Raw genomic sequence first — 14,829 nt, 5'->3', positions numbered from 1 at the left:
ACTGGAAACATGGCCGAAATCGAATACTCAGAACACGGAACGCGCAATCGGGGCGTGTTTGGCACCCGGTTGGTGGCCGTGGTGTCCTATATGGTGGCGGCGGCCTGCCTGCTGCCGATGATGGCGGTTGTTCTGGCGGCAGTGACGGGTGGGACGGAAACGATCTCACACCTGCTGGATACGGTTCTGCCCGGCTATGCGCTGACGACGTTAGTTTTGGTGGTTCTGGTCGCCATCGGCACCTTGTCCATCGGTGTGGGCGCGGCCTGGTTGGTGACGATGACCCGCTTTCCGGGCGTCCGCTTTCTTGAGATCGCACTGGTCTTGCCACTGGCCTTTCCGGCCTATGTTCTGGCCTATGCCTATACGTTCATTCTGGATCACCCCGGCATCGTTCAAACCACCCTGCGCGAGGTGACCGGCTGGGGCCCGCGCGACTATTGGTTCCCCGAGATTCGCTCGACCGGGGGCGCGGCGGTGATGCTGATCCTGGTTCTGTATCCTTATGTCTATTTGCTGGCCCGCGCCGCCTTTCTACAGCAAAGCTCGACCGCTTTTCTGGCCGCGCGGGCGTTGGGAAAAAGCCCTTGGCTGGCGTTCTGGCATGTGTCCTTGCCAATGGCGCGCCCGGCAATTGCCGGCGGGGTCCTGCTGGCGATCATGGAGACCATCGCCGATTTTGGCACCGTGGCTTATTTCGGCGTTCAGACCTTTGCCACCGGTATCTATACCAGCTGGTTTTCGATCGGAGACCGCGCTGCCGCCGCGCAGCTGGCCATGTGCCTGCTGGGTTTCGCATTGCTACTGGCAGTGATCGAACGCACTCGGCGGGGCAAGGCAAAATATTACCAGGCAGGTAAAAGCCACGCCCCACTGCCAGCACAGCAGATTAAAGGTTGGTTTGCAGTTGCGGGGTTCACGCTGTGTGCCATTCCGGTGCTATTGGGTTTTTTGCTGCCGGTGTTCATTCTGGTGCAGATGGGGCTTGAATCGGAACAGAACCTGCTGTCGCGGCGCTATATCGGGTTTATCCAGAACTCGTTGACGCTGGCAGGTACGGCCGCCGTCGTCACCGTTTTTGCGGCGATTTGCATCGGGTTCTATCAGCGGTTGCGCCCGGGCAAAGGGTCAGCCACGACGGGTTATGTCGCGCGGCTGGGTTATGCAGTGCCGGGCGGTGTAATCGCGGTGGGCCTTTTGGTGCCATTTGCCAGTTTCGACAACGCATTGGATGCTTGGATGCGCGAAACTTTCGATATCTCGACCGGACTGCTGGTTACCGGGTCAATCTGGTTGCTGATCGCGGCCTATATGGTGCGTTTCCTGGCCGCTGCGCTCAGCGCTTATGAGGGTGGGCAAAGCACGGTGCATGTCAACATGGACGCCGCTGCACGGTCGCTGGGCCAGACCCCGTTGGGAACGCTGAGACGGGTGCATTTGCCGATCCTGACGCCCTCGCTGCTGACGGCGCTGCTGATCGTCTTCGTCGACGTGATGAAAGAGCTTCCCGCCACCCTGATCATGCGGCCCTTCAACTTTGATACGCTGGCGGTACAGGCGTATCGGCTGGCCTCGGATGAGCGGTTGGAGGGTGCCGCCGTGCCCTCGCTGGTGATCCTTGCGGTGGGGCTGTTGCCGGTGATTCTGATCTGCCGTCAGGTCGGGCGGCGCTAGCACAGGGCGAACCAAAAAATCACATCCTGTTGTGCTTGGGCTTGATTCAAACGCAATTTCCGGCAAGGCTTGGGGTATGAACATGCAGCCTCCCAGCCGGTTTTCTGCAAACTCGGCCCAGATGCCCGTCGCGTTTAACCGGCACGAGATGTCCCATATTCTATCCGTCTATGGCAGGATGGTCGCCGCCGGAGAATGGCGCGATTACGGAATTTCCAACCTGCGCGACATGGCGGTGTTTTCCATCTTTCGGCGAACGGCAGAACATCCGATTTACCGGGTCGAGAAACATCCACGTCTGCGGCAAAGGCAGGGGATGTATTCGGTTGTTGGCATGGATGGCCGCATCCTGAAACGCGGCCAGGATTTGCGCACAGTTCTAAGGGTGTTGGAACGCAAGCTGATTCGCTCGGTCGACCTTGATTAGAGCCGTTTGTGGGCGGTCACTGGCCCATCACCCTGTTCCAGAATACGCGTGATAGCCTGATCCATCGGCTCGAACGTCACATCCATGTGATACGCATTGGCATGTAGCAGCATGTTGTCGCCATAGACCCAGGCGACGTGACCCTTCCAAAACAGCAGATCGCCGCGTTTCGGTTCCGTCCCAGCGGGCAGGGCCTCGCCCAATTCACGCTCTTGATCGCTGCTATCGCCGGGGCAGGGCGTGCCGCAGGCCAATAGCCCAGCCTGCACCAGACCCGAGCAATCCAGCCCGAACCGACTGTTGCCGCCCCAAAGATAGGGTGTGCCCAGAAACAGTTCGGCCACGGAAACCGGATCGGTCAGGTGGATGGCGTTGCGCTTGGCATGAACGGCGGGGATGAATCCCAGCTCAGTTTCCAGAAACCGGCCATTTTCCGAAAGAACCTGAACCCTGCTGCCGAAACTCAACGAGATCCGGTCGGGGCTTTTTATATCCGGCTGCGCATAGGCGTGGGTCGCAGGCGCCGTGACCCAATGCGTATCGGGCACCGGTGCCCCCAAATGATCCAGGTTTACCCAGCCCGGGTAACCGTCCTTGTCGGCGGTGATCCGGCCCCAACCCTGTTGCGTTTCAAGGACGGTGACGGTGTCACCGAATAAAAGCTGCCGGTCCCGCGGACCATCCGGGCGGCGCAACAGGTCAGCGACGGGGGTTATGATGCGCTGTTGGGTCATAAGCCCAGAATCTCGGGTAGGGCGGTCAATATGGCGCGGGGGCCTTGACCGAGGCCGCCTTTGCTGCGGCCCGGGACCTTGCTGGGCTGCCACGAGTAGATGTCGAAATGCATGTAACGACTATTGCCCACAAACCGACGCAGGAACAGCGCGGCGGTGATCGAGCCTGCAAACCCACCCGGAGGCGCATTGTCCAGATCGGCGATGCCGGGTTCGATCATTGCCTCATAGGGTTCATGGAACGGCATCCGCCAAACCGGATCAGCGGCCTGCCTGCCTGCTTGTGCCAAAGCATCGGCAGCACTGTCGTCATCGGTGTAAAACGGCGCAAGATCGGGGCCAACGGCCACCCGCGCGGCACCCGTCAGCGTGGCCATCGAGATTACCAGATCCGGTTCCCCCTCATCTGCCAGCGTCAGCGCATCGGCCAGTACCAGCCGCCCCTCGGCGTCGGTATTGTTGATCTCAACCGTCAGGCCCTTGCGCGAGGTCAGGATATCGCCGGGGCGAAAGGCGTCTCCGGCCACCGAATTCTCAACCGCTGGGATCAACACCCGCAGTTGCAGCGGAAGGTTCAACGCCATGATCATCCGGGCCAGGCCCAGCACATTGGCCGATCCGCCCATGTCCTTCTTCATCAAGCCCATCGAGTTGCCGGGTTTCAGGTTCAACCCACCGGTATCAAAACACACACCTTTGCCGACCAATGTCAGCTTGGGGCCGACACTGCCCCAGTTTATCTCGATCAGCCGGGGGTCCTGCGCGGATGCCCGGCCAACGGCGTGGATCATCGGAAAGTTCTGATCCAACAGCGCCGCGCCGCGGATCACGTCGCACGACGCCTCGAATTCCTGCGCCAGCGCCTCTGCCGCAGCTTGTAATTGATCCGGACCCATATCTGCGGTGGGCGTGTTGACCAAATCGCGGGTCAGGGCCTCGGCTTGGGCCAAAACTTCGATCAACGTGGCGTCGACGCCCTCGGGCGCGATCAGCCGGGCGTTGGCCGGAGATTGCTTGGCATAGCGGTTGAACGCATAGCCGGTCAGCAACCAGCCCAGACATTCGGTCGCTAACACCTCGGATGGGACGCCAGAAGCAATGTGATAGGTGCCTTCTGGCAGGGTTTCGGCCACGGCGGCCAGCGGAAAGCGCTTGCGCACCCGGCCTGTTGCTTTGCCATATCCCCCCAGCGCAAATTCGGGTTTGCCTTCCGGTCCGGGAATCAGCAATGCCTGACCCAGCGCGCCGGTGAACCCGCTGGCCCTGACCCAGTTTGCAATATGGTCTGGCTGATCGCTCAGCCAACCTTCCAGATCGGGTTGTGCGATGACATGCAGCGGAAGCGATGGATCAGAAGAGGAAGCGAAGGACAGGGTCATGGAAATCTCGGCTTGTTCGATTTGCGCCCAGCCTAGCCGCCCACGGCCCGTCCGCAAGCCCCGTCAGACCGAAAGGTCCTGCTGATCCCAGATCACCGTCAGCGAGTTTTCACCGACCCGGATCAGCCGCGACAGGGTGGCGCCGGTGGCAACGGCATCCCCCGCATCCACGGACTGCGCCACATCCCCGGCGACGCGGGCCAGTGCGACCATGCCGATCTGTTCGGCGATCGCCACCAGCGACCGCGCGCATTTGCGCAACCCGGCCCAATCGCGTTGCCGCCAGAACCGTTCGCAGTTCGACAGGCGCACGGCCAGTTCCTCGACCGTGCGGCACAATACGTCCAGTGCGTTCTTGTCGCCCAATTGCCGGTACAATCCATTCAACCGGTCCTGATCCAGACGAACGGTTTCCTTGTGTTCAAGCGTGAGTATCTTATCCACCACATTCACCCCAATATTTTGCGCCCCCACGGCATGGACCGACTTTGACCGCGAATTCCTTTGCAAAACCTTGCATTCGCGGGGGATAATCGCTCGAATTTTCTTCGAATTCGGGGTAGAGCAGCCCCCAGCGAACAAATCAGGGACTTTCAAATGGATCACGCCAAACCTTTGCCGAACTATTTGGTCAAGCGGTATCACGGCTGGAAAGCCACCACATATTCTGAAAATCAAGTCTGGTATCGCCGTCTGGCCACTGAAGGACAACGTCCACGGGCGATGGTGATTTCATGTTGTGACAGCCGCGTCCATGTCACTTCGATCTTCGGGGCCGATCAGGGTGAGTTCTTTATTCACCGCAACATTGCCAACCTAGTGCCGCCCTATGCACCGGATGGTGATCATCACGGCACCAGTGCGGCGATTGAATATGCGGTCACCGCCCTGAAAGTGGCGCATCTGATCGTGCTGGGCCATTCGCAATGTGGTGGTGTGCAGGGCTGTATCGACATGTGCAAGGGGCAGGCCCCGCAACTGGAAGCCAAAGAAAGCTTTGTGGGCCGCTGGATGGATATCCTCAAACCGAAATACGACTTGGTCGCCGATGTCGAGGACAGCGTTGAACAGGCGCGTCAGTTTGAGCGGCAGGCGGTTGTGGCCTCGCTTGAGAATCTGATGACCTTTCCCTTCGTGTCCTCTGCGGTGCAGGATGGTTCGCTCAGCCTGCATGGGTTGTGGACCGATATCGGCGAAGGCGGGCTGCAAAGCTATGATCCGCAGGAAAAGAAATTCGTCGTGGTCTAAGCGGCGCTGAAACGTCACGCGAATAATGGGCGGGGGATCAGGTCTCTGATTCTGCGCCCTTTTTTGGTATAGTGGCCTGATACGAGTTTGGGTCAGAGGCGCGATATGCGAGTCATCAAACGTATTGTTCTTTTTCTAATCTGTCTTGTTTTGCTATTGATCGGTGTCTCATACCTGCTGCCCGGCAAGGCGATCGTGTCGCGCAGCATCACCATCGATGCCCCGGCCAGCGCCATCTTTCCTTATGTGAATTCCATGCAAGAGACCGAGAAATGGTCTCCCTGGCTGGCGCGGGACCCGGAAACGCAACTGTCCTATAGCGGACCCGAAGCTGGGGTGGGCAACACCCTGAGCTGGAGTTCCGAGGATCCACAGGTCGGCAGCGGCACGCAGGAAATCATCGAAAGTGTTCCGGATCAGACCGTCAGAACCGCGCTGGATTTTGGTCCGATGGGCACGGCATCGGCGTCGTTTGAGCTGGCGCCCGAAGGCGATCAGACGCAGGTAACTTGGGGATTTGAGTCCGATCTTGGGATGAACCCGATGGCACACTGGATGGGTTTGATGATGGATAAGTGGGTCGGCGGCGATTACGAACAGGGGCTGAGCAATCTAAAGGCGCTGGTCGAAGGGCAACCCTAAGCCGATAGGTTTTGCGCCGCAGTTTTTGATCTATGCAGCTCGGCGCAACGGCCGGGCAGATTATTCAAATCGAATTCTGGCGAGCTTTCCAAGGTGGTCGGAGCCCATGAAGGGGCGCAGCTCAACCGTTCCCGTTGTTCCTTTCGGGAACAACAGGATGTCGATTGGCAAGGGTATCTGCCAGCTGCCAAGGTTATGAGTGTTCAGGTTAGTTCCAAAGCTTTGATTGTCTGCTGCCGCCGCGATCCGCTGAACGCTTTGGCCCCAGGGCACCATATTGAAATCTCCGGCAATCAGAACCGGCCCGTCGAGTTCCTTAATGCGGTCAGCAATCACTTGGCTTTGTTTGGATTGGTCATAAGGAAACGGCCAGTTCAGGTGTACGGATACAACCCAAACCAGACCGCCGCCGGGGGTTTTAACCTGCACCCCGACAAGCCCATACCCTTCCAGGCAAAACTCGGAACCTTCGACAATTGGCAATGTGGTCAGGATGGCGACGTTTTGTTCGGGGCGAAATTCACAGATCGATTTTGCCGGGTAATGTTCGAACATGTTTCTCATGAACTTGCGATTGTGACTGGACACTTCCTGCAAGGTCACGATCTCGGCGTTGGATTCTATTATGTCATCGGCCAAGGGATAGCGTGGCCAGGCCTGGCTCATGAGGTTCTTTTGATACAACGTCAGGCAAGCGTCATTGCAATCACCTGAGGGCGCTGCATAGCTGGTTGCGATTGACCCAATCGCGAGGACGGCAACGGCTATCGCGCTCAAAGCGACGTAGCGCGCGCGCATGCACAGCAAAATCACGGCGCATGGTAAAAGCAGAATACCGGCCAGCGGGCGAAGCAGGGCGAACGAATCCCCAGCTGCAATGACGGGGCCTGTAAAGCCAATAATGACCAGACCCATCAGCATACTTGCGCAGCCTATGATCAGGTTTCGTACAATCCTGTGCTTGGTCAAAACTCGCATGCTCTGCCTCTGCCGCTTTGTGCGGGGCAATGCATGTGGTTTGCTGTGTCACATGTCCCGCTGTCAAAGCGCGTCATTTTGGTGACAAGCCAGCCTGTCTTTGTCAACAGGCAGAGGTGGAATGTGCCACGTCATCCAACATGGCACATTCGATATGTTTATCAGCCTTTTTTCAGGACTTCGCGACCCAGCAGTTCGGCAATCTGCACAGCGTTGAGCGCCGCGCCCTTGCGCAGGTTGTCGGACACGCACCACAGGTTCAGGCCGTTTTCGATCGTCGAATCCTGACGGATGCGGCTGATGAAGGTGGCAAAATCGCCCGCGCATTCGATCGGCGAGACGTAGCCGCCGGGTTCGCGCTTGTCGATCACCATGATGCCCGGTGCCTCGCGCAGGATGTCGCGGGCTTCGTCTTCGTCCAGGAATTCTTCGAATTCGATGTTCACGGCCTCGGAATGGCCGACGAACACGGGAACGCGGACGCAGGTGGCCGTGACCTTGATCGACGGATCGACGATCTTTTTGGTTTCGACAACCATCTTCCACTCTTCCTTGGTCGAGCCGTCTTCCATGAAGACGTCGATCTGAGGAATGACGTTGAAGGCGATCTGTTTCTGGAACTTCTTCGGTTCAACCTCGCTGGTGGGGTTGTAGATGGCTTTGGTCTGATCCCACAGCTCATCCATCCCTTCTTTGCCAGCACCCGAAACCGACTGATAGGTCGACACGACAACGCGCTTGATCTTGGCGCGGTCATGCAGCGGCTTCAGCGCGACAACCATCTGCGCGGTCGAGCAGTTGGGGTTGGCGATGATGTTCTTGTTCTTATAGTCGTGAATCGCCTGCGGGTTACATTCCGGCACGATCAGCGGAATCTCCGGGTCATAGCGATAGAGCGACGAGTTATCGATCACCACGCAGCCAGCCGCGGCCGCCTTGGGGGCGTAAACCTTGGTGGCCTCGGACCCCACGGCAAACAGTGCCATGTCCCAGCCGGTGAAATCGAATGTGTCCAGGTCTTTGGTCGTGAGGGTCTTGTCGCCAAAAGTCACCTCAGTTCCCAGCGAACGACGGCTTGCCAGGGCAGCAAGTTCATCGACAGGGAACTGGCGTTCCGCCAGGATGTTCAGCATTTCGCGGCCCACGTTACCCGTGGCGCCGACGACTACGACGCGATAGCCCATTTCATGTCTCCAAAGTTAAGGACGCGCGTTCATAGCCGCGTTGCAGCAAAGAAAAAAGAGGAATCGCTCCATTATTCCGAGGATGACGGCGATTTGAGGCGTTTCCGGCCTCAGTCTTGCGCTAACAGGGATCGGTAGACCTTGACGATCTCTTCTGCCTCGCCTTCGATTCGAAAATTCTGTTCGATATGCTGGCGGGCAGCAGTTCCGGCGGCGGCCATCTTGTCCGGGTCGCTCAGCATGTCTTGCAAAGCCTCGGCCAGCGCATCAACGTTGTCTTTTTTTACCAAACGACCGGTTACACCGTCTTGAATCTGCGCACTAAAGGCGCCAACGCCATGGCAGGCGATGGCCGGAACGCCTGATGCCATCGCTTCAAGCGGGGTCAGGCCGAACCCTTCATGGCGGGCAGGGGCGACGAACAAATCCAGCGCACGGTAGGTTTCGACGATTTCCTCCCACGGGCGTTCGCCCAGAAACCGGACACGGTCGGCCAGCCCGGCCTGTTTCAGCTTGGTTTCCTGTTCACGCTGGAAGGCTTCGAATTCTTTCGTGGCATTGCCGGTAAAGACGATTTTGGCATCAGGAAAGGATGGCAGCACCTTGATCGCCGCATCAACCAACAGATCGACGCCTTTTTGGGGTCGAATACGCCCGAAACACCCGATCAACGTCCCGGTTGGCAATCCAAGCTTGGCGCGCAGTGCTTCCTTATCCTCGGCCGGGTGGAAGATCTGCGTATCAACGCCATGCATGATCACCTTCGACGGGTGTTGCAGGAATGAGGCCGCCTGTGGTGTGGTGGCAATCAACGCATCCATTTTCGAGATCAGTTTTTTGGTAAATCCCGAATGATCGCGCTGTGCGGCCGACGTGAACAGCATTTTATAGTTGCGGCGGAATACGGACCTTAGGAACAGCCCCATCAGCATTTCGGTGTTGCGACGCGCATGCCAGACGATGGGCGCACGATTGGGCAAAAACAGAGTCTTCCAAAGGGGAATATGCGGAATATTATCTGGCAACCCTGGGCCCGTGGCGCGGATGTTGATCATCTTTTCCTGGATGGGCAGTAGCCGGATAACAGTTGTGGTCACTCCCGAAAGACTATGTTTCAGGTTCGGCGCCAGAACTTCGATATCCTGCATTGAGCTCTCCATACCCGATGATCCGAGGCGGGATCAGTCTATGCTGTCGCGGCTGAATAGATAAATCACGCACCCGATGGCAAGCGCGACCGCGAAAAAGCCGAATATCGCTGTGTAGGGTGCGGTCGGGCTTATGTCCACCGTGGCAGCGTGAATGCGTCCGGTGATAAATTGCGCTAGCCCCACACCGCCGATGCCAAACAGGTTCAGCAAGGTCATGCCGCGCCCAACCAGATGCGGTGCAACGAATGCGCGGCCATGCGCCATGATCACCGGAAAGCTGGCCCCCATGAACCCAATCACCGCCATCAGAACCACTGATACCCAGACTGCGTTGTCGATCCACAGACACAACAGCACCAGTGCCACGGTGCCCAACGCATTGCCGCCGAAAATCACCCTTTTCCGCGTGCCTAGCATCCGGTCAAGCGGCCCGTAGGCAAAGGTGCCTGCAATCATCGCCGCGCCCATGATCAGAGTCGCCGTCCCGATCTGAGTGGTGCTTAGGTTGAATATATCGCTTAGGTACGGCCCGGCCCACAGCCCTCGTGTGGCGCCCGAGGGTGCATAGGCGACCAGCATCAAAGGCAGGATCGTCCAAAGCGCGGGTTCCTTCAGCAAATCCAGCACGGACCCCCTGTGTTCGGTCTCGACCCGTTTTGGGTCATGCACGGTGAACAAGATACCCAGTGCGATAGCCCCCGAAAACAGCGCCAACACCCACATCGTTGCGCGCCATCCAACCAGTTCGACCGCCAGCGCAGTGGGGTATGAGGCCACCAGATTGCCGACCGATCCAACGCCCAACATCACGGCGGCCAATGTCGCAAAGCGGGCGGGCGGGTATTCCCGCGCGAAGATATAATAAGATGCCATCAAAACAGGCGAGCATCCGACCCCGATCAATCCCATGGCGATGGCGATGTGAAACGGCGTGTGGGCCACGGCAAACAGGGCTGCGCCACCTGCGCCGCCGACCAGCAAAAGAACGGCCGAGGTCAGGCGCGGCCCGACTTGATCCAGCGCCCATCCTACCGGCAATTGCATCGCGGCAAAGATCAGAAACCAAAGACCTGAGGCAAAGGCCAGATCCTCGGGTGTGGCGCCGATATCGCGGCCCAGATCAACGCTGAGAACCGCCAGAAAGGCGCGAAAGAACTGGCTGAGCACATAGCCCAGGCACAAGACCACCAGACCTGCCTTCATTTTTCGTCCCTTCTACCCCCGCCTGCGCGGAAATGCTTCGCACGTCACGATGCGCCACACAAGCGCGTGTGCTATACTGTTTTCACCGGACAGCGTTCACATTCGGTCTATCTAACTATTTACCCATCACCCCGAGGTGCAAATGAAAGACGCCCAGGCCGCCTTTTATGACAGCCTTCCCCTGCAGCGGGACTTTACTCGACTGGCTCAGCCTGCGCGGTTTACGGCTGTGCCGGATGATTGGGCGCTGGGCGTGGCCGACATCGTTGATTCAACTGGCGAGATTGCCAACGGGCGCTACAAAACTGTCAATATGGTCGGCGCGGCTGTGATCTCGGGCATGATCAACGGGTTGAAGGGTCAGGAGTTTCCCTATGTCTTCGGTGGCGACGGGGCCGGGTTTGCCATACCCGCCAGCGCGGTTGACACGGGCCGAACGGTCCTGGCCCAGCTTCGGCGCTGGGCGGGCGAGGAGTTTGGGATTACTCTGCGCGGGGCCTTGGTCCCCGTGTCCGAAATCCGCATGGCGGGCAAAGACCTGCGTGTGGCACGCTATGCGCCGTCAGACGGGGTGGATTACGCCATGTTCTCGGGGGGCGGGCTGGCCTGGGCTGAGGCGCAGATGAAAGAAGGCCAGTTCGAAGTGCCGCCCGCCGACCCCGGCGCGCAGCCCGACCTTACCGGCCTGTCCTGTCGCTGGTCCAATAGCAGGGCGCGGCATGGAATGATCGTCTCGGTCGTGGTGCAGCCGACTTCCAAAGCCACCGAAAGCGATTTTGCCGATCTGTCTCAATCCGTCCTATCAGCGGCCGATCGGTTGGAGCGCGCAGGCCACCCCGTGCCAGAAAACGGCCCACCGATCAGTTGGCCGCCCCCCGATGTCGCGCTTGATGCGCGTGTGTCACGGGCCGGGCGCAACTTGTTTGCGCAGAAACTCAAACTTTTGGGGCAAAACCTGCTGATTGCGCTGCTGTTCAAGACCGGCAAGCGATTGGGTCAGTTCGACCCTGAGCATTACAAACACATGGTCAGTCGCAATGCCGATTTCCGCAAATTCGATGACGGGTTGAAAATGACGCTGGATTGCGATCCGGCCACCTTATCGCAGATCCGCATGATGCTGGAACAAGCGCGGGGACAGGGCAAGGTTCGCTATGGTCTGCACGCGCAGGATGAGGCGATGATGACCTGTTTTGTGCCCTCGGCCACGCGCGATGATCATGTGCATTTCGTCGATGGAGCTTCGGGTGGTTACGCGCAGGCCGCGGCAGGGATGCAGGGCTAAGGCGTCACTTCGCTTTCCACTTGGCTGCTAAGGCCCGCGCCGCCTGCGCCAATAGCATCACGTCGATTCCCACTGCCAGAAACTGCGCGCCCATGGCCATATAGGCCTGGCTTGCCTCATCATTGGTGCCCAGAATGCCAGGTGCCTTGCCGGCGGCTTTGATACGGGTGATGGCGTCGGCGATGGTGGTCTGCACCTCGGGCGCGGCGCTGTTGCCTTGATAGCCCATGTCGGTGGACAGGTCCGCCGGACCGATGAACACGCCATCAATACCGTCAACCGTCAGAATATCGTCCAGCGCTGCCATCCCGGCGCGGTTTTCCACCTGTACCAGCAGACAAATCTGCGCATCCGCCGTTTGAATGTAATCCGGGACGGACCCATAACCAGTCGCGCGTGCGGCCCCTGCACCGACACCGCGTACACCTTCGGGTGGATAACGGCAGGCGCGAACCAATTCCCGCGCTTGCTCGGCGCTTTCTACAATCGGTACCAGAATGGTTTGCGCCCCCACATCCAGCACCATCTTGATCTTCGCCGTTTCCCCCACGGGCACGCGTACCACCGGATGCGAGGGGCTGGCGGCCAGCGCCATAAGCTGATCGCGTATCGAACGGATGTCATTCGGCGCATGTTCACCGTCGATCACCAGCCAGTCGAATCCGGCGGTGCCCATGATCTCGGTTGCGATGGGTTCGGCAAAACTGCTCCAGCAACCGATTTGGCGTTCTCCGTTGATCAGAGCCTGTTTGAAAGTATTTTTTGGTGCAGACATGGTGGAACCCTTAGGTTAGTGAGCGTGCGATTTCGGTGATGACATCATAGGCCATTCGCACGTCATCTTCAGTGGTTTCGAACTGACCCGCCTGAAAACGGATCGTCATATCACCGTCAACACGGGTTTGGGTCAGGTAAATGCGGCCATCATCGTTGATGGCATTAACCAGCCGCAGGTTCAGCGCGTCCAGATCGGGATGCCCTTCAGGCGCATAGCGGAAGGTCCACAACGACCACATCGGTTGCGTGGTGATCTGGAAATCCGGCTCGGCCGCCAACTTGTCATGCAGGTCGACGGACCAGTTCACATGATTGCGTAGTCGCTCACGCAACCCCTCAAGCCCATAGGCGCGTATAACGAACCACAGTTTCAGCGCACGGAACCGACGGCCCAGAGGCACCGACCATTCCGAATAGTTGATGACCCCGTCCTTACCATGTGTCTTCAGGAATTCCGGGCTAATCGCCAACGTCTGCACCAGGTCATCCGGGTTTTTCAGGAAATGCGCACAGCAATCGAATTGCACACCAAGCCATTTATGCGGGTTGAAGACGATGCTATCGGCCTGATCCACACCGGGCCAATAATGGCGATATTCAGGGCAGATCATCGCCGACCCGGCCCAGGCCGCATCCACATGCGTATAAAGCCCGTATTTCTGCGCCACCTTCAAGCATTCGTCGATCGGATCGGTGGCCCCAGTTCCGGTGCCACCAACACACATAATGACACCGGCGGGCTGAAAACCAGAGTCTAAATCGGCTTGAATTGCCCTATCTAGTGCCGCAGGATCCATCCCGCGCCAATCTCCCTTAGTCGGAACACGTACCAGATTATCCTGCCCAATCCCCGCAACCCAGATGGCGCGGTCCACCGATGTATGGACCTCGGCCGAGCAATAGACACGAAGCGGTTTCTGACCGAACAACCCCTGACGATTGCCCTGCCAGTTCAACACTTTTTCCCGCATAGTCAGCACAGCGGCCAGCGTTGCCGACGAAGCAGAATCCTGGATGACACCAGCAAACTCTTCGGGCAGGTCCAGCGCCTGTCGCAGCCAGTCCATCATCCGCGTTTCCATCTCGGTTGCGGCGGGCGAGGTCTGCCACAGCATGCATTGTGGCGCGATTGCGCTGGCCAGAAACTCGGCCAGAACCGAAGGGGCCGAGGCGTTCGAGTTGAAATAGGCAAAGAACCGGGGGTGCTGCCAATGGGTAATGCCGGGCATCACGATATCTTCGAAATCGCGGAAAATGTCCTCGATCGCCTGCGCCTGTTCCGGCGGATGGGCGGGCAGGGCGTTGAACACTTCTCCGGGCTCGGTCTGGGAGCGCACCGGTTTGTCCCCCACGGTCAGGTGATAATCCTGTGCCCATTCGGATATTTTCTTGCCCCAGTCTGAGAATTCATCCCATTTCATCGCTATCCTCAGCATTGTTTGGTGGGGGTTACCCCCAGGCTGGTTTTGTCTTGCTGATAGTGATGGACAACGCGGGCAGAAGGTCAACGATCTTTCGATCCTTCACTTCATCACAAAATGACAACTCTGTGAAAATATCCCATCGCATAGAGTCTATTTATGGCCAAATAGGTAAGAACAGCCGAAAAAACCCTTTGTCCCGTTGCAGTGTCGGCGGAATTCGGCAAGAATTTCGTATGACCAATGATGTACCATTGACGTCACGTTCATTGCCCATTGCGTTGCTGCGGGCGCGGGAACGGGTCATGGGACCCATTCGCAAGATGCTGGTGGATGTTGGTGTGACCGAACAGCAATGGCGCGTGTTGCGTGTCCTGAACGAGGAAGGCCCGCAAGAGCCGACTCATATTGCGGACCGTGCTTGCCTGTTGTTGCCCAGCCTAACTCGCATTCTGCAAAAGCTTGAGGTCAAAGGCCTGATCCTGCGGAGCGCGCACCCTTGTGACAAGCGCCGCCAGATCGTCGACATCACAGCCAAAGGAAAGCAGATTATCCAGGACAATATTCAGATAACCATCCATCTGGCCGAGGATCTGCGCACCAAACTTGGGCCCGACCGGCATGAGGCCCTGTTGGACCTGCTGAACGAATTGCGCGAACTGGAAACGTGACACCCCAAATACGAACCCCGCCAGAGACAGGTGCTATCTCTGACGGGGCGGCCAG

The 14,829-nt window shown here is 58.4% G+C and carries 15 protein-coding genes; 6 read left to right on the top strand and 9 right to left on the bottom strand.

Annotated features, from left to right (window positions below; translation table 11 throughout):
- Positions 1-9 precede the first annotated feature (9 nt).
- On the top strand, positions 10-1,674 hold the full coding sequence (locus ACR0JB_RS10525) for an ABC transporter permease (RefSeq protein WP_170577937.1): 1,665 nt from the start codon (positions 10-12) through the stop codon (positions 1,672-1,674).
- A 76-nt stretch (positions 1,675-1,750) separates the two neighbouring features.
- The gene (locus ACR0JB_RS10520; protein WP_170349615.1) at positions 1,751-2,101 is read left to right on the top strand and encodes a DUF2794 domain-containing protein; all 351 of its coding nucleotides are present in this window, start codon (positions 1,751-1,753) and stop codon (positions 2,099-2,101) included.
- Here the strand turns inward: ACR0JB_RS10520 and ACR0JB_RS10515 are convergent.
- The 3 genes from ACR0JB_RS10515 to ACR0JB_RS10505 form a co-directional block, all read right to left on the bottom strand.
- Positions 2,098-2,835 (bottom strand): C40 family peptidase, encoded by a 738-nt coding sequence (locus ACR0JB_RS10515; RefSeq protein WP_170396772.1) that lies wholly within the window; start codon positions 2,833-2,835, stop codon positions 2,098-2,100. The two genes, ACR0JB_RS10520 and ACR0JB_RS10515, sit on opposite strands and share 4 nt — an antisense overlap.
- Positions 2,832-4,214, bottom strand: a complete 1,383-nt coding sequence (locus ACR0JB_RS10510; RefSeq protein ID WP_170396770.1) for a leucyl aminopeptidase family protein — start codon at positions 4,212-4,214, stop codon at positions 2,832-2,834. Before ACR0JB_RS10510 ends, ACR0JB_RS10515 begins: the two co-directional genes overlap by 4 nt.
- 63 nt (positions 4,215-4,277) lie before the next feature.
- Positions 4,278-4,667 (bottom strand): hypothetical protein, encoded by a 390-nt coding sequence (locus ACR0JB_RS10505; RefSeq protein WP_170349845.1) that lies wholly within the window; start codon positions 4,665-4,667, stop codon positions 4,278-4,280.
- Positions 4,668-4,811: 144 nt separating this feature from the next.
- Here ACR0JB_RS10505 and ACR0JB_RS10500 point away from each other — a divergent pair, with 144 nt between their 5' ends.
- Together ACR0JB_RS10500 and ACR0JB_RS10495 are read left to right on the top strand one after the other, a co-directional pair.
- Positions 4,812-5,462: a carbonic anhydrase gene (locus tag ACR0JB_RS10500; RefSeq protein WP_170349618.1), complete on the top strand. Its 651-nt coding sequence runs from the start codon at positions 4,812-4,814 to the stop codon at positions 5,460-5,462.
- 105 nt (positions 5,463-5,567) lie between these two features.
- Positions 5,568-6,104 carry an SRPBCC family protein gene (locus ACR0JB_RS10495; RefSeq protein ID WP_170396768.1) on the top strand — a complete coding sequence of 179 codons (537 nt, stop codon included), beginning with the start codon at positions 5,568-5,570 and terminating at the stop codon, positions 6,102-6,104.
- A 60-nt stretch (positions 6,105-6,164) separates the two neighbouring features.
- On the opposite strand, the gene ACR0JB_RS10490 is transcribed toward ACR0JB_RS10495, so the two are convergent.
- The 4 genes from ACR0JB_RS10490 to ACR0JB_RS10475 all read right to left on the bottom strand — a co-directional run bounded on the left by ACR0JB_RS10490 (position 6,165) and on the right by ACR0JB_RS10475 (position 10,620).
- Positions 6,165-7,082, bottom strand: a complete 918-nt coding sequence (locus tag ACR0JB_RS10490) for an endonuclease/exonuclease/phosphatase family protein (RefSeq protein ID WP_170396766.1) — start codon at positions 7,080-7,082, stop codon at positions 6,165-6,167.
- A 161-nt stretch (positions 7,083-7,243) separates the two neighbouring features.
- Positions 7,244-8,266, bottom strand: a complete 1,023-nt coding sequence (locus ACR0JB_RS10485; RefSeq protein ID WP_170396764.1) for an aspartate-semialdehyde dehydrogenase — start codon at positions 8,264-8,266, stop codon at positions 7,244-7,246.
- Between the two features lie 110 nt (positions 8,267-8,376).
- The gene (locus ACR0JB_RS10480) at positions 8,377-9,414 is read right to left on the bottom strand and encodes a glycosyltransferase family 4 protein (RefSeq protein WP_480789902.1); all 1,038 of its coding nucleotides are present in this window, start codon (positions 9,412-9,414) and stop codon (positions 8,377-8,379) included.
- Between the two features lie 33 nt (positions 9,415-9,447).
- Entirely contained in the window at positions 9,448-10,620 is a 1,173-nt protein-coding gene (locus ACR0JB_RS10475) for an MFS transporter (RefSeq protein ID WP_480789901.1), read from the bottom strand.
- 142 nt (positions 10,621-10,762) lie between these two features.
- On the opposite strand from ACR0JB_RS10475, the gene ACR0JB_RS10470 reads away from it, so the two are divergent.
- Complete coding sequence (locus tag ACR0JB_RS10470; protein WP_480789900.1) at positions 10,763-11,905, top strand: DUF3095 domain-containing protein; 1,143 nt, start codon at positions 10,763-10,765, stop codon at positions 11,903-11,905.
- A 4-nt stretch (positions 11,906-11,909) separates the two neighbouring features.
- On the opposite strand, the gene ACR0JB_RS10465 is transcribed toward ACR0JB_RS10470, so the two are convergent.
- Together ACR0JB_RS10465 and ACR0JB_RS10460 are read right to left on the bottom strand one after the other, a co-directional pair.
- The gene (locus tag ACR0JB_RS10465; protein ID WP_480789899.1) at positions 11,910-12,680 is read right to left on the bottom strand and encodes an HpcH/HpaI aldolase family protein; all 771 of its coding nucleotides are present in this window, start codon (positions 12,678-12,680) and stop codon (positions 11,910-11,912) included.
- A 10-nt stretch (positions 12,681-12,690) separates the two neighbouring features.
- Entirely contained in the window at positions 12,691-14,103 is a 1,413-nt protein-coding gene (locus ACR0JB_RS10460; RefSeq protein WP_170506312.1) for a pyridoxal phosphate-dependent decarboxylase family protein, read from the bottom strand.
- Between the two features lie 236 nt (positions 14,104-14,339).
- Between ACR0JB_RS10460 and hpaR the strand changes: the two genes are divergently transcribed.
- Positions 14,340-14,774 (top strand): homoprotocatechuate degradation operon regulator HpaR, encoded by a 435-nt coding sequence (gene hpaR, locus ACR0JB_RS10455; protein WP_170349627.1) that lies wholly within the window; start codon positions 14,340-14,342, stop codon positions 14,772-14,774.
- Positions 14,775-14,829: the final 55 nt, after the last annotated feature.

The sequence above is a fragment of the Ruegeria sp. BI7 genome (assembly GCF_056537925.1).
Note: the sequence above shows the minus strand (reverse complement) of the source record. Positions and strands in the feature narration are given on the sequence as shown.